Genomic DNA, 18,931 nt, shown 5'->3' with positions numbered 1-18,931 from the left:
CAGGGCAGCTTGTCCGCGCGCAAATTAGCGACGCCAGATAATCTTACTGACTTTCCAGCTTTTCAGGGAGTCGTCCGGCGGCATCAGCTCCTGTGGCCCGGCCCATTCGCCGCTGAACAAGTAGCTGATATGCTGGCTGTCTTTGGCTTTACACTCGACGCCCGCGCTGTCGTCGCCGGTCGCTTTTTCGCAGCTGCCGTACGCTTTGCTGTACAGATCGCTGAAGCGCGTGCCAATTTTACCGCCGTCGGCCACGCCGATGTCACTGTCCATCACGTCAATGCGGCTCAGGGTTCCCGCCTCACCGTTCACCACCAGCGCCACTTTGTCGTCCTTTAGGGCTTCGAAGTATTTTACGATGTTGCCTTTGTCTGTCTTCATGCCGCTGCGCAGGCGGTAATCGCCGTCCAGCGCATCACTGATGGCTTTTTCATCCAACGGCGTGGAGGCCGTCAGATCACCAACGCCCTGTTCGGTGACTTCGGTTGAGGAGCCAAACCAGTTCCACGGCAAAGCGGACGACCAGTGCACCGAGCTCAAGCCCGAGCTGACGGTCGCGCAGCCGGTTAATGCCAGAGGAAGCGCGCAGAGTAATAAACGCATCGATTTCATTTCAGGGTCCTTTCTATGTCAACACAACGCCAGTTGGAGTCCGGAACGGCAGAAAAGTGCCATTAATCCTCAGACAGGGAAAAACAGGCGCGTAAACGGCGGTTACTGAGCAGCCACCAGAGGGCAAAAATATCCATCACCACCAGCGCGAGGCCAATACCGCTCAGCGGCTCTCCCTGCAACCACAGCAGCGGCTGCCAGGCCAGCAGTACCAGCTGTGCCGCTATCAGCACCCAGCGCATTGCCGCCCACAGGCGCGGACTCTGATGCCGCCGCCCGCTAAGCAAAAACGCGACGACCGCAGGTACACCCGGCAGCAGGCCAAGCCAGAAATTATCACGATCGGGATAAAACAGATTCAGCAACGAGTCGCCCTGCTGGCGCGACGCGCCGGCCATCACGAACAGCACCCAGGTCCGGGCCTGCAACAGCAGTACGCACCAGAACAGAAAGGGCAGCCGAAGCCGCCCGTGACCATCGTATGCCGACGGTGAAAACTCAATATTCTTCATCTTCAATCAGGCGCTTACCCAGCACGGCCACATCGCCATGCTCGTAGCCCAGGCGTTCATACATGCCCTGGACCATATCATTATCTTCGCGCACCATAATTTGCAGCTTCGGACAGCCGCGGGCGATCAGTTTTTTCTCCAGCCGGTTGAGCAGCGCGTTAGCGATCCCTCTTCCCCGATAGTCCGGATGAACGCCAAGGTAATAAGCCGAGCCGCGGTGACCGTCGTAGCCGCCCATCACGCTGCCCACGACTTCACCATTAACCTCGGCCACCAGAAACAGGCTGACGTCATGATTGAGCTTACGCTCAATATCCATTTCCGGGTCGTTCCATGGGCGCAGCAGGTCGCAACGCTCCCAAAGCGTAATAACCTCTTCGAAATCGGACTGGCGAAAAACGCGTATCTCCATGGTATTACCCATCTTTTCAGGTTTAAAAACAGTGATTATGGCGCGAACGCCTTAATTAGCCAATATCTGGCGAATAACGCTCAAAAAAATGGCATAATGTTGCATTGTCACGTATTGAAATGAAAAGTAAAACAATTCTCATCCCGAAAAGTCGTAACGGAAAACACGATACGATATAACACATGGATTATTTATTTTTACACATCAGGCCGCATGAGCACTTTTAAACCCTTAAAAACACTCGCTTCGCGCCGTCAGGTGCTGAAAGCCGGACTGGCCGCGCTAACGCTGTCCGGCATGTCCAAAGCCATCGCAAAAGATACAACGCTGAAAACCAGCAACGGCCACAGCAAACCGGCGGCGAAGAAAGCTGGATCCCGCCGCATCGTGATGCTCGATCCGGGGCATGGCGGTATTGATACCGGCGCCATCGGCCACGGCGGTTCCAAAGAGAAGCATGTGGTGCTGGCCATTGCCAAAAACGTTCGCTCTATCCTGCGTGGTCACGGCATCGACGCCCGCCTGACGCGCACCAGCGATACCTTTATTCCACTGTACGACCGCGTGGAAATCGCCCACAAACACGGTGCGGATCTGTTTATGTCGATTCACGCCGACGGCTTTACGAATCCAAGTGCTGCCGGAGCCTCGGTATTTGCCCTCTCCAACCGCGGGGCAAGTAGCGCCATGGCGAAATATCTCTCCGATAAAGAGAACGCCGTTGATGAGCTGGCGGGCAAAAAAGCGCTCGATAAAGATCACCTGCTCCAGCAGGTGTTGTTCGATCTGGTACAAACAGACACTATTAAGAACAGCCTGACGCTCGGCTCGCATATTCTGAAGCAGATTAAACCGGTGCATAAGCTGCACAGCCGCAGTACGGAACAGGCGGCGTTCGTGGTGCTCAAATCACCGTCAATTCCCTCGGTGCTGGTCGAGACTTCGTTCATAACCAACCCGGGTGAGGAGAAGCTGCTTGGCACGACTGCATTTCGCCAGAAGATTGCCAACGCCATTGCTTCCGGCATCCTCAGCTATTTCAGCTGGTTCGATAACCAGAAAGCCCACGTGAAGAGACGTTAATGAAACCCGATGTCGCCCAGGTCAAAGCCTTTTTACTCAATCTTCAGGACCGTATCTGTCAGCAGCTTGCTGAAATCGACGGCAGTGAGTTTATTGAAGACAGCTGGCAGCGCGAGGCTGGCGGTGGCGGTCGCAGTCGGGTGCTGCGCGAAGGCGGCGTTTTTGAGCAGGCCGGCGTCAACTTCAGCCACGTCCACGGTGATGCCATGCCCGCCTCCGCCACGGCGCATCGCCCGGAGCTCGCTGGCCGCAGCTTTGAAGCAATGGGCGTGTCGCTGGTGGTCCATCCCCGCAGCCCGCACGTGCCCACAAGTCACGCTAACGTCCGCTTCTTTATCGCAGAAAAGCCCGGTGCCGATCCGGTGTGGTGGTTTGGCGGTGGTTTCGATTTAACCCCCTACTACGGCGTGGAAGAGGACGCCGTTCACTGGCACACCGTTGCCCGCGACCTGTGCCTGCCGTTCGGCGAAGACGTTTATCCGCGCTACAAAAAATGGTGCGACGACTACTTCTTCCTGAAGCATCGCCACGAGCAGCGCGGCATCGGCGGCCTGTTCTTTGACGACCTGAACACCCCAGATTTCGACACCTGCTTCGCCTTTATGCAGGCGGTGGGAGACGGCTTCACCGATGCCTATCTGCCAATCGTTGAGCGCCGTAAAGCGCAGCCCTGGGGTGAGCGTGAACGGGATTTCCAGCTTTATCGCCGCGGGCGCTATGTGGAATTTAACCTGGTGTGGGATCGCGGCACGCTGTTCGGCCTGCAAACCGGAGGCCGCACGGAGTCGATTTTAATGTCGATGCCGCCGCTGGTGCGCTGGGAGTATAACTGGCAGCCAGAAGAAGGCAGCCCAGAGGCTGCCCTGAGTGAGTTTATTCAGGTGCGGGACTGGATTTAATACCGGGCGGTGCATTCGCTTGCCCGGCCTACGCTATCCTGTAAGTCGGGTTAGCGTAGCGCCACCCGACAAACTCCTTAAAGCGGCTCAGTCTGCGCCTCAACCACCGCCAGCGCCACCATATTGACGATGCGGCGTACCGAGGCGATTGGCGTCAGAATGTGCACCGGCTTGGCCACCCCCATCAGCACCGGGCCGACGGTCACGCCCTCTGAGCTGGAAACGCGCAGCAGGTTGTAGCTGATACGCGCCGCTTCCATATTCGGCATCACCAGAATGTTGGCGGCACCTTTCAGCGGGCTGTCTGGCATCCGTTCCTGGCGAATGCTTTCCACCAGCGCGGCGTCGCCGTGCATCTCCCCGTCGATCATCAGTTCCGGATCGCTCGCCCGCACCAGCTCAAGGGTCTCACGCATTCTGACTGCCGCTGCACAGTTCGACGATCCAAAGTTCGAATGCGACAGCAGCGCCACGCGCGGCTCAATCCCGAAGCGGCGCACGGTTTCCGCCGCCATCAGGGTGATTTCCGCCAATTGCTCCGCCGTTGGGTCGTTGTTGACGTAGGTGTCAGCAATAAAGGTGTTGCCGCTTGGCAGCAGCAGCGCGTTCATTGCGCCCGCCGTGTGGACGCCATCGCGATAGCCAAACAGCTGCTGAATCACGGTGAAGTGCTCATGATAATCGCCGATGGTGCCGCAAATCAGCGCATCCGCTTCACCTCGCTGGACCATGATCGCGCCAATCACCGTGGTGTTACTGATCACGTGGCGCTGCGCCTGCTCCTGGGTGATCCCCTTGCGCTTCATGATGGCGTAATACTCCATCCAGTACTCTTTAAAGCGTGGGTCAGATTCGTTGTTGACGATTTCAAAGTCCACGCCAGGCTTCATTTGCAGGCCAAGCTTTTGCAGACGCATTTCGATAACGTTCGGACGACCAATCAGAATCGGCTTCGCCAGACCAAGCGTAATCAGCTCCTGGGTAGCATGCAGCACGCGAGTATCCTCACCTTCCGCCAGCACCACGCGTTTCGGCTCTTTGCGCGCCTGGGAGAAAATCGGCTTCATGAACAGGTTGGTTTTGTAGACGAACTCGCTCAGCTTCTCTTCATAGGCGGCGAAATCGGCAATCGGACGCGTCGCCACGCCCGAATCCATCGCCGCTTTGGCCACGGCCGGCGCGATTTTCACAATCAGGCGCGGATCGAACGGTTTTGGAATGATGTACTCCGCGCCAAAGCTCAGATCCTGATCGCCATAGGCGGAGGCCACCACTTCACTTTGCTCGGCGTGCGCCAGTTCGGCAATCGCGTGCACCGCCGCAAGTTTCATCTCTTCGTTAATCGCCGTTGCGCCCACGTCCAGCGCGCCGCGGAAGATAAACGGGAAGCAGAGCACGTTGTTCACCTGATTCGGGTAGTCGGAACGCCCGGTGCAGATGATGGCGTCCGGACGCACCTCTTTCGCCAGGGTTGGCAAAATTTCCGGCTCAGGGTTAGCCAGCGCGAGGATCATCGGCGCGCGGGCCATTTTCTTCACCATCTCCTGGGTGAGGACTTTCGGGCCAGAGCAGCCGAGGAAAATGTCAGCGCCTTCGATAACGTCGTCCAGCGTGCGCTTGCCGTCATCAATCACCGCGTAGGCCGCTTTGGTCTCCGCCATGTTCGGTTCGCGATCTTTATAGATAACGCCCTTTGAATCGCAGACCACGATATTGTGTTTCTGCATCCCCAGCGCCACCAGCAGGTTCATACAGGCAATTGCCGCCGCGCCTGCTCCGGAGACCACCATGCGCACATCAGAAAGATTTTTTTCAACCACGCGCAGGCCGTTCAGGATCGCCGCCGTGCTGATAATCGCCGTACCGTGCTGATCGTCATGGAACACGGGAATGTTCATGCGCTCGCGCAGCTTCTGCTCAATGTAAAAGCACTCCGGCGCTTTGATATCTTCGAGGTTAATGCCGCCAAAAGTGGGTTCCAGCGCAGCGACCACATCGATGAACTTATCCGGATCGAGCTCATCCACTTCGATATCGAACACGTCAATCCCGGCAAATTTTTTGAACAGCACGCCCTTCCCTTCCATCACCGGCTTCCCGGCAAGCGCACCGATATTACCGAGGCCAAGTACCGCGGTACCGTTAGAAACCACCGCCACCAGGTTGCCGCGGGCAGTGTATTTGTAGGCCGCCAGCGGGTCTTTCTCGATTTCAAGGCACGGGGCGGCAACGCCCGGCGAATAGGCCAGCGCCAGGTCACGCTGGGTCGCCAGCGGTTTGGTAGGCGAAACCTGAATTTTCCCGGGGACTGGGAATTCGTGGAAGTCGAGAGCGCTTTGTTTTAACTGGTCATCCATTTGGGGTTCCTTTTTTACATCACGTCATTATCAGGAGAAATGTCTTCCCGGTGCTAACCCCTGAGTATCCTCCGTTACTGTTTTGTAAACTTTGAAGGCCGCCATACTCTCGTCATCAAAACGCCATTTTGTTATTAATTTTTAACACCTCTGTTAACACGCATCGCAAAGCAAGGCGATCGTCGTCTGCTATGCTTTTGAGTTAAGACCTTCATTCATCATCCGGAACGGCAAGCGAAAACATTCGTATAACGCCTTGCTTTCTAAGGAGTCTTATTTCATGAACCAGCTAGATGGCATTAAGAAATTCACCACCGTGGTCGCCGACAGCGGCGACATCGAATCCATCCGCCATTATCAGCCCGAAGATGCCACCACCAATCCGTCGCTTTTACTCAAGGCCGCCGGGCTTGAGCACTACGCACACCTGCTTGACGACGCCGTGACCTATGCCAAAAAGCAGGGGGCAAGCCGCGAACAGCAGGTGGTCGACGCCAGCGACAAACTGGCGGTCAACTTCGGGGTAGAAATTCTGAAAAGTATTCCCGGGCGTGTTTCCACCGAAGTGGACGCACGCCTGTCGTTCGATAAAGACAAGAGCATCGCAAAAGCGCGCCATCTGGTAGAGCTGTATGCCGATCAGGGCATCGACAAATCCCGCATTCTTATCAAGCTCGCGTCAACCTGGGAGGGCATTCGTGCCGCCGAGGTGCTGGAAAAAGAGGGCATTCACTGCAACCTGACGCTGCTGTTCTCCTTTGCCCAGGCCCGCGCCTGCGCAGAAGCGGGCGTGTTCCTGATTTCCCCGTTCGTCGGGCGTATCTATGACTGGTATCAGCAGCGCGAGCCGATGGATCCGTACGTGGTGGAAGAAGATCCCGGCGTGAAATCGGTGCGCAATATCTACGATTACTTTAAACAGCACCGTTATGAAACGGTGGTGATGGGCGCAAGCTTCCGTCGCACCGAGCAAATTCTGGCGCTGGCGGGCTGCGACAGGCTGACCATTGCCCCGCCGCTGCTGAAAGAGTTGCAGGAGAAAGACGCTGAAGTGAAGCGCAAGCTGATCCCGGCCTCGCAGTTCTTTAACCGCCCTGCACCGCTCACCGAAGCACAGTTCCGCTGGGAGCACAATCAGGACGCCATGGCGGTGGATAAGCTGGCCGAAGGCATCCGCCTGTTCGCCGTCGATCAGCGCAAACTCGAAGATCTGCTTGCCGCCAAACTGTAATTTTTGCCACGGAGAATAACTATGTCCCGTAGAGAGCTTGCCAACGCCATTCGCGCCCTGAGCATGGACGCAGTACAGAAAGCCAATTCCGGCCACCCGGGCGCGCCCATGGGGATGGCGGATATCGCCGAGGTGCTGTGGAACGATTTTCTAAAGCACAACCCGAACGACCCGCACTGGCTCGACCGCGACCGCTTTATTTTATCCAACGGCCATGCCTCCATGCTGCTGTACAGCCTGCTGCACCTGACGGGCTACGATTTGTCGATGGAAGAGATTAAAAACTTCCGCCAGCTGCACTCCAAAACGCCTGGCCATCCAGAAATAGGCTATACGCCGGGCATTGAAACCACCACCGGGCCGCTCGGTCAGGGGCTGGCGAATGCCGTCGGGCTGGCGATTTCTGAACGCACGCTCGCTGCGCAGTTCAACCGGCCGGATCATGATATCGTCGATCACTATACCTACGTCTTTATGGGCGACGGCTGCCTGATGGAGGGCATCTCGCACGAGGCCTGTTCTCTGGCAGGCACGCTGGGGCTCGGTAAGCTGATTGGTTTCTACGATCACAACGGTATTTCCATTGACGGTGAAACCGAAGGCTGGTTCACCGACGACACCGCCAAACGCTTCGAGGCCTATCACTGGCACGTAGTGCATGAGATCGACGGGCACGATCCGGAAGCGGTGAAAAAGGCGATTCTGGAAGCGCAAAGCGTGAAGGACAAACCGTCGCTGATCATCTGCCGGACGGTGATTGGCTTTGGTTCACCGAACAAGGCCGGGAAAGAGGAGTCGCACGGCTCGGCGCTGGGCGAAGAAGAAGTGGCGCTGGCGCGTAAGCAGCTGGGCTGGAAGTACCCGCCGTTTGAGATCCCAAAAGAGATTTACCAGGCCTGGGACGCCCATGAGAAAGGCGAAAAAGCCCAGCAGAGCTGGAATGAAAAGCTCGCAGCCTACAAAAAAGCACATCCTGAACTGGCAGCAGAATTTATACGCCGCACCCGCGGTGAGCTGCCGGAAAACTGGCAGAATGAGTCTCAGGCTTATATTGAAAAATTGCAGTCTGAACCCGCTAAAATCGCCAGCCGTAAAGCGTCGCAGAATGCGCTCAATGTCTATGGCCCAATGCTGCCGGAGCTGCTGGGCGGTTCAGCCGATCTTGCGCCCAGCAACCTGACCATCTGGAAAGAGTCGGTTTCGCTGAAAGAAGATCATGCCGGAAATTACATTCACTACGGCGTACGAGAATTCGGTATGACCGCCATCGCCAACGGTATCGCCCACCACGGCGGCTTCGTGCCTTACACTGCCACTTTCCTGATGTTCGTCGAATACGCCCGCAACGCGGCGCGCATGGCGGCGCTGATGAAGGCCCGGCAGATCATGGTTTACACCCACGACTCCATTGGGCTTGGCGAAGATGGTCCAACGCACCAGGCGGTGGAACAGCTCGCCAGCCTGCGATTGACGCCAAACTTCAGTACCTGGCGACCATGCGATCAGGTGGAAACAGCAGTCGCGTGGAAAGCGGCTATCGAAAGGCATAACGGGCCGACGGCGCTGATCCTCTCGCGTCAGAACCTGGCGCAGATGGAACGGACACCGGATCAGGTGAAAGACATCGCGCGCGGCGGCTATGTGCTGAAAGACGCGGGGGGTAAACCCGATCTGATCCTTATCGCCACCGGTTCGGAAGTTGAAATCACCGTACTGGCGGCGGAAAAACTCACGGGTGCCGGGCACAACGTTCGCGTGGTATCGCTGCCCTCTACGGATGTATTTGACGCCCAGGATGAAGCGTATCGCGAATCCATACTGCCTTCGGACGTAACGGCGCGCGTGGCGGTAGAAGCCGGGATTGCCGACTACTGGTACAAATACGTCGGGCTGAAAGGGGCGATTGTCGGCATGACAACCTTCGGGGAGTCCGCGCCTGCCGAGAAGCTGTTCCCATTCTTCGGCTTTACGGTAGAGAATATCGTCGCGAAGGCGCACAAGGTGTTGGGGAAATAGTCGTTGGTTGTTGCCGGATGCGGCTTTGCCTTATCCGGCCTACAAAGCACCAGCCCTTGCAGGCACGATAAGCGAAGCGCATCGGGCAATCAGCGAGTGATCCACAGCGTCGGCCAGGCATCCGGCCCCTGCCAGCTGTCGCAGGCCGGTTGCCCGGCGTAGCGCACCAGACGAAAACGCTGGCCATCATAGCGCCAGCGCGTTTGCACACCGCAGTCGCCCTGGCCGCGTCCCTTCTCCAGCGTGATCAGCTCCCGGGTTTTGTCGTTGAAGGTGAGATTGACCAGTTCAATCTCCCTTTCTTCGCTGTCCGGCGGCTGAAACGGCAGACGCAGGCGCACGGCCTGCGCCACAAACGGCTTGTGCCGTGATACCAGCCATGCGCGATAAATAGTGTTATACGCCCCGGATTCACAGCTCATCATCAGCAGCGCTTTTTCATCGGTAAGCGGTGTAACCCACACTTCGCGCCGAAGCGGGTCGAGCGAGCACTGACTGCTGCTCATGCGCAGACTGCCATAATCCAGTAGATCGTTAAATTCGTCGTGGCTGAACGGCACAGGCGTCGGGTTAACTTTCGCCACGGATTTCAGCGCGGGCGCGGGCGGCACGCTCAGCGGGGGCTCATCACCCTTTCCAATCCACGCCGTTTCGCTTCCGACGCGTTTTTGCCTGTCGTCGATAAACAGCAGCGCCGCTTTCAGCCCCTGCAGGGAAATTTGCTGCGTGCCCTGCACCAGCGTCAGCGCCTGTCCTTCCTGAATATGCTGCAGGAAGACGTTGATGGTCTGCGTATCATGAGTACTGAGGTGCCACGGCGTAATCTGCCAGCGATCGCCGGTGAGCTTCAGTGGTGACGCATCCAGCAGCAAGCGGGGAGCAATGGGCGGGATTTTGGGCAGCACATTTTGCGGGCCACCCAGTTCGATACGCAACGTGGAGTCGTTGTGCGCCCCTGCGCTGCGGGTCAGGGTCATCACCAGCCCGTGATGTAAGCCGGTGTTTCGCGTCGTACAGAAGTTCTGGTTATTGCAGGTAACCTGCCAGTCGCTGAATTCCTGTTGCACAGGCGCACTCCAGGCCTGCGTCAACGGCAACCCGAGAAGCCAGCAAAGGAAAAACAGACGGTAAAGCACGAGATGACCCCAGAAGAAAAAAACGCCCCAAACTGGCTCGTATCCTCGCTGGCGGCCATCTTTTACTCAATCGGATTAGTCCATTAAACCGGCGTTGTGCAGATATTGCAGAAGGATGACGGCTTTGCCGTCGCGGATTTCGCCGCTTTTCACCAGCGCCAGCGCCTGGCTAAACGGCAGTTCCAGTACGTCAATATCTTCATCTTCCACGCCGCCACCTGCGTTGGCCCGCTGTGAGTCGTCATATTCAGCGATAAAGAAGTGCACCAGCTCCGTCACGCCGCCCGGCGACATATACAGTTCAAACACTTTGCGCACGTCCTTCACCTTATAACCGGTTTCCTCAACGGCTTCTTTGCGAATGCACGCTTCCGGCTCGTCGTCATCGAGCAGGCCGGCGCAGGTTTCAATCAGCCTGCCATCGGCGTTGCCATTAACCCACGTCGCCACGCGGAACTGACGCACCAGCACCACGGTTTTCTTTTGCGGATGATAGAGCAGGATCGTCGCGCCGTTGCCGCGATCGTAGACTTCGCGCTTATGGCGCACCACTTCGCCATCCTTGCGCGTTAAGTCGTAGGTGATGTTGCGAAGAACGAAGTAATTGTCCGACAGGATTTTGTCTTTGATGATGTCGATGTGAAACGCCATGCTGGCTCCTCAGCGTCAAATAAGCGTCTCAGTCTACGCGCTACGTCACATTTTGTCCTTACGGACGTTTATCTTGACTTATGTATGCTTTGGGCGAAAAGCGGCATGATAATTTACACTATCTCCTTAATTTCTCCACGTTTCGCCCAGGCCTTGCCGCTACAGTGTGCAAAGCCTGTCATAACAAAAAAATACGCGTAATGAGGTCCTGATTCTGATGGCGAATTTCTTTATCGATCGCCCCATTTTTGCCTGGGTGCTGGCCATTCTGTTGTGCCTGACCGGCACGCTGGCAATTTTGTCGCTTCCCGTTGAGCAATATCCTGATTTAGCGCCGCCAAACGTGCGCATCATCGCTAACTATCCAGGGGCTTCCGCACAAACGCTGGAAAATACGGTCACCCAGGTTATCGAGCAGAACATGACCGGGCTCGACAACATGATGTACATGTCCTCCCAGAGTAGTTCTGCCGGGCAGGCTACTGTCACCATCACCTTTACCGCCGGAACCGATCCGAACGAAGCGATGCAGCAGGTGCAAAACCAGCTACAGTCCGCGCTGAAAAAACTGCCGCAGGCCGTGCAGGATCAGGGCGTGACGGTACGTAAAACCGGCGATACCAACATCCTGACCATCGCGTTCGTGTCCACGGACGGCAGTATGGATAAGCAGGACATCGCTGACTACGTCGCCAGTAACGTCCAGGAGCCGCTGAGCCGCGTCAACGGCGTGGGCAACATCACCGCCTACGGTTCTCAGTATTCAATGCGTATCTGGCTGGACCCGGCGAAGCTCAACAGCTATCAATTGACTACCCAGGATGTTACCGACGCAGTCAGCTCACAGAACGCCCAGGTCGCCGTCGGCCAGCTGGGCGGTACGCCGCAGGTGAACAAACAGGCGCTGAACGCCACGGTAAATGCGCAATCCCTGCTGCAGACGCCGCAGCAGTTCCGCGATATCACATTACGCGTTAATCAGGACGGTTCCGTTGTCACACTCGGCGACGTTGCCACCGTTGAACTCGGCGCGGAAAACTACGATTACCTCAGCCGCTATAACCGCAATCCGGCTTCGGGGCTAGGGGTTCAGCTCGCCTCCGGCGCTAACGAAATGCAGACCGCAGAGGCGACGCTGGCGCGTCTCGACGAACTCTCGCACTATTTCCCGCACGGGCTGGAATACAAAATAGCGTATGAGACCACGTCGTTCGTTAAGGCATCGATTCACGACGTGGTGAAAACGCTGCTGGAGGCCATCGCGCTGGTGTTCCTCGTGATGTACCTGTTCCTGCAAAACTTCCGCGCCACGCTTATCCCGACCATCGCCGTGCCGGTGGTGCTGATGGGCACTTTCGCCATCCTCTTCTCCTTTGGCTATTCGATAAACACCCTGACGATGTTCGCGATGGTATTAGCCATCGGCCTGCTGGTGGATGACGCCATCGTGGTGGTGGAGAACGTCGAACGCATCATGAGCGAAGAAGGGCTCTCGCCGCGTGAAGCGACGCGAAAATCGATGGGTCAGATTCAGGGTGCGCTGGTCGGCATCGCGATGGTGCTGTCAGCGGTATTTATCCCGATGGCCTTTTTCGGCGGCACCACCGGCGCGATTTACCGCCAGTTCTCGGTGACTATCGTGTCGGCGATGGTGCTGTCGGTGCTGGTGGCGCTGATCCTGACGCCCGCGCTGTGCGCCACGCTGCTTAAGCCTCTGCACAAGGGTGAACAGCACGGGCAAAAAGGCTTCTTCGGCTGGTTTAACCGCATGTTCAACCGCAACGCCGAGCGCTACGAAACCCGCGTCGGCAAAATCCTCCACCGCAGCATGCGCTGGATGCTGATTTACGTCCTGCTGCTGGGCGGGATGGTGTTCCTGTTCCTCAGGCTGCCGACCTCTTTCCTGCCGCAGGAAGACCGCGGCATGTTCCTGACCTCTATTCAGCTGCCGAGCGGCTCCACGCAGCAGCAGACGCTGAAGGTTGTGGAGAAGGTCGAGGACTACTTCTTTAAAAACGAGAAGGCTAACGTTGCCTCTATCTTTGCCACCATCGGCTCCGGCCCCGGAGGCAACGGCCAGAACGTGGCGCGTATGTTTATTCGCCTGAAGGACTGGGACGACCGCGACGCCAAAACAGGCTCCTCGTTTGCCATTATTGAACGAGCCACTAAAGCCTTTAATAAGATCAACGAAGCGCGCGTGTTCGCCAACAACCCACCCGCGATTAGCGGCCTCGGCAGTTCAGCAGGCTTCGACATGGAGTTGCAGGATCACGCCGGGCTGGGCCACACGGCCCTGATGGCCGCCCGTGATAAGCTGCTCGATCTGGCAGCCAGCGATCCTGAGCTGACCCGCGTGCGCCACAACGGCCTCGACGACAGCCCGCAGCTGCAGATTGATATCGACCAGCGCAAAGCACAGGCGCTCGGCATCGCTATCGATGACATCAACGACACCATGCAGACCGCATGGGGCTCAGACTACGTCAACGACTTTATGGACCGGGGCCGTACCAAGAAGGTTTACGTGCAGTCCGCCGCGCCATACCGCATGCTGCCGGACGACATCAACTTCTGGTACGTGCGTAATAACAAAGGCGAAATGGTTCCTTTCTCTGCATTTGCCACCTCACGCTGGGAAACCGGTTCGCCGCGTCTGGAACGTTACAACGGCTATTCCGCGCTGGAGATTATCGGTGAAGCCGCACCGGGCGTCAGTACCGGGACCGCAATGCAGGTGATGGAACAGCTGGTCAGTCAGCTGCCGACAGGCTTTGGTCTGGAGTGGACGGCAATGTCATACCAGGAACGCCTCTCCGGCGCGCAGGCCCCTGCCCTGTACGCCATTTCGCTGCTGGTAGTATTCCTTTGCCTGGCAGCGCTGTATGAGAGCTGGTCAGTGCCGTTCTCGGTCATGCTGGTGGTGCCGCTTGGGGTGATCGGCGCGCTGCTCGCCACCTGGATGCGCGGGCTGGAAAACGACGTCTACTTCCAGGTCGGTCTGCTGACGGTTATCGGGCTGTCGGCGAAGAACGCCATTCTGATTGTTGAATTCGCGAACGAAATGAATGAGAAGGGTGAGGATCTGCTGAAGGCCACGCTGCACGCCTGCCGCCAGCGTCTACGCCCAATCCTGATGACCTCGCTGGCCTTTATCTTCGGCGTGCTGCCGATGGCGACCAGCACCGGCGCGGGCTCCGGCAGCCAGCATGCCGTCGGCACCGGGGTAATGGGCGGGATGATTTCTGCGACCGTACTGGCCATTTTCTTCGTACCGCTGTTCTTCGTGCTGGTGCGTCGTCGCTTCCCGCTGAAGCCGAAGCCGGAATAAAAAGCAGGCATTAAAAAAGGCGACTTTGCTGGTCGCCTTTTTTGTCGCTCCTGCCGGTACACCTCGAAAACAGTTAGCGCATTTGCTCTTATTTGGAATTATTTACGAAGCATCCCTTCGATAAAGTCTTTCCAGTTTCCCAGTTCATGTTCGATCATAACAGCCTCTCTTATTATTATGGGTAGTGTACGAAAATAGCCTGGTGGTGTGAAGACGGTTTGCTCCATCGCTGCGATAACTGCCTCTCAGCCCTTACAGACCGGGCATGTGCTAACTATGAGCGAATTTATGTTAATTTAATGTGACGCACAGCAATATTCAGAAACAGTACAACTTCCGCATGATTTCACCTCGTTATGCACTATTACCGAAAATTCATTCATCTTATTTTCGCGCTATTTTCAGACGACCGTGGTAGGGTCTGAGGCCTATTTCGCGTATGATTCAGGCAGGCTTTTCGCTTATTCTAAAAATCTGAGCTATTCACCTGCTTTACTGCAAAAGGATTAACCATGATTACGATGTATGGGATTAAAAACTGCGACACCATTAAAAAAGCCCGCCGCTGGCTGGATAACCATCATGTGGAGTATCGCTTTCATGACTACCGGGCAGACGGTCTCGATCGTGCATTGTTAGACACTTTTATCGCTGAGCTGGGCTGGGAAGCGCTGCTCAATACGCGCGGCACCACCTGGCGCAAGCTGGATGAATCGCTTCGTTCCACCATTACCAACGCCGATGCCGCCGCCGCGCTGATGATCGAAATGCCGGCAATCATCAAACGCCCATTGCTCTGCGCGCCCGGTCAGCCTATGCTGCTGGGCTTTAGTGATTCCAGTTACCAGACGTTTAACGAGGTGTAGTGTATGTCATGCCCGGTCATTGAGCTGGCTCAGCAGCTTATTCGCCGCCCTTCCCTTAGCCCCGACGACGCGGGCTGCCAGGCGCTGATGGTTGAGCGCCTGCGCGCAATTGGTTTTACCGTGGAAGCCATGGACTTTGGCGATACCCAAAACTTCTGGGCCTGGCGCGGCAAAGGGGAAACGCTCGCCTTTGCCGGACATACCGACGTGGTGCCAACCGGCGATGCCGATCGCTGGATCAATCCACCGTTTGAACCCACCATTCGCGACGGCATGCTGTTCGGGCGCGGTGCCGCAGACATGAAAGGTTCTCTGGCAGCGATGGTGGTTGCGGCAGAACGCTTCGTCGCACAGCATCCGAACCACAAAGGCCGTCTGGCATTTCTTATCACCTCCGATGAAGAAGCCAGCGCCACCCACGGCACCGTGAAAGTCGTGGAAGCGCTGATGGCGCGCAACGAGCGTCTGGATTACTGCCTGGTAGGTGAACCATCAAGCACTGAAGTGGTGGGCGACGTGGTGAAAAACGGTCGTCGCGGCTCCATGACTTGCAATCTGACCATTCACGGCGTGCAAGGCCACGTGGCTTATCCGCATCTGGCCGATAACCCAGTGCACCGCGCAGCCCCGATGCTCACCGAGCTGGTGGCGACGGAGTGGGATAAAGGCAACGAATTCTTCCCGCAGACCAGCATGCAGATTGCCAACATCAAAGCAGGCACCGGCAGCAACAACGTCATTCCGGGCGAGCTGTTCGTACAGTTCAATTTCCGCTTCAGCACCGAACTGACCGACGAAATGATTAAACAGAAGGTGATCGCCCTGCTGGATAAACACGAGCTGCGCTACAGCGTTGACTGGTGGGTGTCCGGCCAGCCGTTCCTGACGTCCCGCGGTAAGCTGGTGGATGCGGTGGTGAATGCCATTGAGCACTATAATGAAATTAAACCGCAGCTGCTGACCACGGGCGGCACCTCCGACGGGCGCTTTATCGCACAGATGGGGGCGCAGGTGGTAGAGCTTGGGCCGGTGAACGCCACCATTCATAAAATCAACGAATGCGTGAACGCCGCCGACCTGCAGCTTCTGGCCCGGATGTATCAGCGGATTATGGAACAACTGGTCGCGTAGGCGGCATGACTTTGAGAGGTAACAGGCATGGACTGGCTGGCAAAATATTGGTGGATTCTGGTGCTGGTGTTTCTGGCAGGCGTGATGATTAACGTGATCAAAGATCTCAAGCGCGTCGATCCGAAGAAGTTTATGGCAAACAAGCCTGAGCTTCCCCCACATCGTGACTTCAACGACAAATGGGACGATGACGACGACTGGCCGAAGAAGAAGCCTTAATAGTTTAAAAGAAAAGCGCCTGCGGGCGCTTTTTTGTTTAGCGGTTAAACAGAAGATAAGGCCTGATTTTCAGCGCCTGAATGACGCAGATAGCGAGTCGGTGTTGTCCCCGTATAATGACGGAAAAAAACGATAAAGGCACTGTCGCTGACAAAATCAAGGTGCTGTGCAACCTGACTTAACGGCCAACCGTCAAGAAAAAGAAGCTTGATAACGTGCAAATGCCGCCTTCGGACGGCATTTCTCAGCTTTGTATGAGTCCGTTGAGAGCGAAAAGCGGACCTTCAAATCCGAATAGGCTCCGTTGATGAACCATGGCTGTCAGTTCTGCCGTTATTAACATGGAGCAGACTGAATAACGACCCATTTCATTCTTAACAAATACATTCAGTGGCAAGAAAGATAGATTCTGACTCATGACAAGCAGGATGATTCATTTGTATAAAGAGATTTCTCCTTCCGGACGTGTTTTAAACCTGCGATGCATCCAGAGATACTGCTCAGGGGCACGGAGAATTTCACGCTCAATGATTTTATTCATATAAGCAGCTGCGGCGACCCCGTCCTCCTCAGGATAGTCCGGCAACGGATGACTGATATACATGTGATAACCTTTTTTATCGCTCCGTCGAATCATACTCAGTGTGATCAAATGTGCACCAGCGAGTTTTGACAGTGCATACGTTCCATTCGTCGTGGCTGCTTTTTTTACCGAGAAAAAAGGTACGAAAATGCTCCCCTTTGCCCCATAATCCTGATCCGGTGCAAACCACACAGCTTCACCGGCCTTGAGCGCATGAACAAAACCAGACAAATTACGTCGATTAATCATCGCTTTATTTGAACGCATACGCCCTTTCGTCTGAACCCATTCCATCAATGGATTATTGTGTGGACGATACGTTGCCATCATAGGGTGACATAACCCCATGACTCTTCCGCACAATTCAAGAGACATGAAATGAATCCCGACAACCATTACCCCTCTGGTTGCGCCGGTCAGGTTTTCAATCCCTTCGACATCAAACCATTTTTTGACTCTCGCATCGCTCCAGAACCAGGCCATGCCAGTTTCCATCAGTCCCAGCCCGAGAGAAACAAAGTTTTTATTGATCATCTGACTTCGGGCAAACGGGGTCATCTCAGGAAAACAGAGTTCGATATTTCTAATCGCAATACCTTCCCGACGTTTCAGAAAAGGTCTGGACATTTTTCCAAGACCAGAGCCCAGAATATGTAAAACCGGATAAGGAAGTTGAACGATAAGCCACAGCAGACCCAAACCAGTCCAGGTAAGCCAGTAGCGGGGATGGAGTAAATTATGAGTAAAGAGATGTGACATAAATTTCCTGAATGCTAATGAAAGTTGTAACGCATAAGGAAAAGAATGAGAGAATTCGTCTTTAGCGATACACATCGTGTTAGACAGTTTAAGTATGTCTAAATTCAGAAAAAAATAAATAATCAGGTAATTAATGGTAAAAAATATGGGAAGCCAGGCAAAAATTGTCAACCATCAATGTTATTCAACCTAAAATTCACGGAATTGTCATTGATATTCAATAAATTGCCTTCTGGATTCATTATCATCAAGATACTCAAATGAGAGAAGACGAATTTGGGTGAAATTATAAAACCATTGACAATCGTTTCGTTGAATACATTCGCCAGGCTTGAAACACATCCCTGATGCTTCCCGAACAACTGCGTATTTTCCATTGTTAAATCTAACCCTGTGAATACAGTAAGATTGACCAGCCTGTCCATGAAGGCTGTTCGAAAGGATTTCTCCTACAATAAAAACAGATTTTTTAGATTTCATCATCATGCCCTCTGCAACTGTAATACAAGAGAAATGTTGTCATTCCCGGTACCGCTCACGTTAAGCCGCGAGAGCCGATCAGCCGCCGATACACCAGCATTCTGATGGCCTGAACAACAGCCCGCAGGCGGGGCATTCCAGAGTCGCATCTTTTCGTAGTTTACCTGCTTTCTGATCGGCCCTGTGCGCACATACCGGGCAAGCAACATGAACCGGTCTTTCTTTAAAGTGTCTGAGCCCTTCTGTATAAGACATAAATAATTCTCGGGGGAATATAATAATTATCATACGCTTTAATATAAAAATAACTGCATTAAGTTATGATGATTTATGTCTGAATCAAAACATCAGACATTAGAAAATAAATGTCTGATTTATGATACAATACCCTTCCATGAGAAATTTATGATGAAATCAGAAGACACCCTTGACTGGTACCCGGCACAGTTGCCACCGGTGAAAATTATCCTTGGTGAAGCCGTACTGACTGTGGGTAAACAGGGTCGACCAATTAATACCCGAACCTTACTTGAGTATCTTCAGGTAATGCAGAAGAAGCAAAAAAGGCGGGATGACAAAATCGCCATGCAGACTGCGATCGATGTTCTCAGAGATAATCAGCGCATTAACGGCAGACGTTAATGCGCTTTTGC

Annotated in this window: 18 protein-coding genes and 1 pseudogene; 9 read left to right on the top strand and 10 right to left on the bottom strand. The window is 55.0% G+C overall.

Annotated elements, in window-relative coordinates:
• Positions 1-24 precede the first annotated feature (24 nt).
• The 3 genes from RTU33_RS02720 to RTU33_RS02710 form a co-directional block, all read right to left on the bottom strand.
• On the bottom strand, positions 25-612 hold the full coding sequence (locus tag RTU33_RS02720; RefSeq protein ID WP_312625118.1) for an RpoE-regulated lipoprotein: 588 nt from the start codon (positions 610-612) through the stop codon (positions 25-27).
• Between the two features lie 62 nt (positions 613-674).
• Positions 675-1,124: a DUF2919 domain-containing protein gene (locus RTU33_RS02715; RefSeq protein WP_312625116.1), complete on the bottom strand. Its 450-nt coding sequence runs from the start codon at positions 1,122-1,124 to the stop codon at positions 675-677.
• Entirely contained in the window at positions 1,111-1,536 is a 426-nt protein-coding gene (locus tag RTU33_RS02710; RefSeq protein ID WP_312625114.1) for a GNAT family acetyltransferase, read from the bottom strand. The genes RTU33_RS02715 and RTU33_RS02710 overlap by 14 nt, the downstream gene beginning before the upstream one ends.
• Positions 1,537-1,749: 213 nt before the next feature.
• On the opposite strand from RTU33_RS02710, the gene amiA reads away from it, so the two are divergent.
• Together amiA and hemF are read left to right on the top strand one after the other, a co-directional pair.
• A complete protein-coding gene (amiA, locus tag RTU33_RS02705; protein WP_312625112.1) occupies positions 1,750-2,619 on the top strand; it encodes an N-acetylmuramoyl-L-alanine amidase AmiA in 870 nt (289 codons plus the stop codon).
• A complete protein-coding gene (gene hemF / locus RTU33_RS02700; RefSeq protein WP_312625111.1) occupies positions 2,619-3,518 on the top strand; it encodes an oxygen-dependent coproporphyrinogen oxidase in 900 nt (299 codons plus the stop codon). Before amiA ends, hemF begins: the two co-directional genes overlap by 1 nt.
• Positions 3,519-3,595: 77 nt before the next feature.
• Here the strand turns inward: hemF and maeB are convergent, their stop codons facing one another.
• The gene (gene maeB, locus RTU33_RS02695; RefSeq protein ID WP_312625109.1) at positions 3,596-5,875 is read right to left on the bottom strand and encodes an NADP-dependent oxaloacetate-decarboxylating malate dehydrogenase; all 2,280 of its coding nucleotides are present in this window, start codon (positions 5,873-5,875) and stop codon (positions 3,596-3,598) included.
• Positions 5,876-6,155: 280 nt separating this feature from the next.
• On the opposite strand from maeB, the gene tal reads away from it, so the two are divergent.
• Positions 6,156-7,106, top strand: a complete 951-nt coding sequence (gene tal, locus RTU33_RS02690; protein WP_312625107.1) for a transaldolase — start codon at positions 6,156-6,158, stop codon at positions 7,104-7,106.
• Positions 7,107-7,127: 21 nt separating this feature from the next.
• On the top strand, positions 7,128-9,122 hold the full coding sequence (gene tkt / locus RTU33_RS02685) for a transketolase (protein WP_312625106.1): 1,995 nt from the start codon (positions 7,128-7,130) through the stop codon (positions 9,120-9,122).
• Positions 9,123-9,211: 89 nt separating this feature from the next.
• On the opposite strand, the gene RTU33_RS02680 is transcribed toward tkt, so the two are convergent.
• Positions 9,212-10,258 (bottom strand): DUF1176 domain-containing protein, encoded by a 1,047-nt coding sequence (locus tag RTU33_RS02680; RefSeq protein WP_312625105.1) that lies wholly within the window; start codon positions 10,256-10,258, stop codon positions 9,212-9,214.
• Between the two features lie 75 nt (positions 10,259-10,333).
• Positions 10,334-10,909, bottom strand: coding sequence for a GDP-mannose pyrophosphatase NudK (gene nudK, locus RTU33_RS02675; RefSeq protein WP_312625104.1), 576 nt, complete (start codon positions 10,907-10,909; stop codon positions 10,334-10,336).
• A 217-nt stretch (positions 10,910-11,126) separates the two neighbouring features.
• Between nudK and acrD the strand changes: the two genes are divergently transcribed.
• Positions 11,127-14,240 carry a multidrug efflux RND transporter permease AcrD gene (gene acrD, locus RTU33_RS02670; RefSeq protein ID WP_312625103.1) on the top strand — a complete coding sequence of 1,038 codons (3,114 nt, stop codon included), beginning with the start codon at positions 11,127-11,129 and terminating at the stop codon, positions 14,238-14,240.
• Positions 14,241-14,338: 98 nt separating this feature from the next.
• Here acrD and ypfM read toward each other — a convergent pair whose 3' ends face one another.
• Positions 14,339-14,398 (bottom strand): protein YpfM, encoded by a 60-nt coding sequence (gene ypfM, locus RTU33_RS02665; protein WP_100181659.1) that lies wholly within the window; start codon positions 14,396-14,398, stop codon positions 14,339-14,341.
• Between the two features lie 354 nt (positions 14,399-14,752).
• Between ypfM and RTU33_RS02660 the strand changes: the two genes are divergently transcribed.
• Genes RTU33_RS02660 through RTU33_RS02650 form a run of 3 tightly spaced genes read left to right on the top strand, consistent with a single transcriptional unit; the run spans position 14,753 to position 16,456 of the window.
• Positions 14,753-15,106 (top strand): ArsC family reductase, encoded by a 354-nt coding sequence (locus RTU33_RS02660; protein ID WP_312625102.1) that lies wholly within the window; start codon positions 14,753-14,755, stop codon positions 15,104-15,106.
• Positions 15,107-15,109: 3 nt separating this feature from the next.
• On the top strand, positions 15,110-16,237 hold the full coding sequence (dapE, locus tag RTU33_RS02655) for a succinyl-diaminopimelate desuccinylase (protein WP_312625100.1): 1,128 nt from the start codon (positions 15,110-15,112) through the stop codon (positions 16,235-16,237).
• A gap of 27 nt (positions 16,238-16,264) precedes the next feature.
• Positions 16,265-16,456, top strand: coding sequence for a YpfN family protein (locus RTU33_RS02650; RefSeq protein ID WP_312625099.1), 192 nt, complete (start codon positions 16,265-16,267; stop codon positions 16,454-16,456).
• A gap of 44 nt (positions 16,457-16,500) precedes the next feature.
• Here RTU33_RS02650 and RTU33_RS02645 read toward each other — a convergent pair.
• From RTU33_RS02645 to RTU33_RS21830, 3 genes and pseudogenes are all read right to left on the bottom strand, one after another.
• Positions 16,501-16,710: pseudogene (locus tag RTU33_RS02645) on the bottom strand (helix-turn-helix domain-containing protein); the annotation flags it as partial.
• 179 nt (positions 16,711-16,889) lie between these two features.
• Positions 16,890-17,798 carry a kdo(2)-lipid IV(A) palmitoleoyltransferase gene (lpxP, locus tag RTU33_RS02640; protein ID WP_312625097.1) on the bottom strand — a complete coding sequence of 303 codons (909 nt, stop codon included), beginning with the start codon at positions 17,796-17,798 and terminating at the stop codon, positions 16,890-16,892.
• A 558-nt stretch (positions 17,799-18,356) separates the two neighbouring features.
• Positions 18,357-18,533: a YnfU family zinc-binding protein gene (locus RTU33_RS21830; RefSeq protein ID WP_409438218.1), complete on the bottom strand. Its 177-nt coding sequence runs from the start codon at positions 18,531-18,533 to the stop codon at positions 18,357-18,359.
• 153 nt (positions 18,534-18,686) lie between these two features.
• Here RTU33_RS21830 and RTU33_RS02635 point away from each other — a divergent pair, with 153 nt between their 5' ends.
• On the top strand, positions 18,687-18,920 hold the full coding sequence (locus RTU33_RS02635) for a hypothetical protein (protein WP_312625286.1): 234 nt from the start codon (positions 18,687-18,689) through the stop codon (positions 18,918-18,920).
• The last annotated feature ends 11 nt before the right edge of the window (positions 18,921-18,931 follow it).

The organism is Scandinavium sp. (assembly GCF_032012665.1).
GTDB lineage: Bacteria > Pseudomonadota > Gammaproteobacteria > Enterobacterales > Enterobacteriaceae > Scandinavium.
The sequence above is the reverse complement of the archived record's forward strand: the minus strand, read 5'-3'. Positions and strand labels throughout refer to the sequence as shown.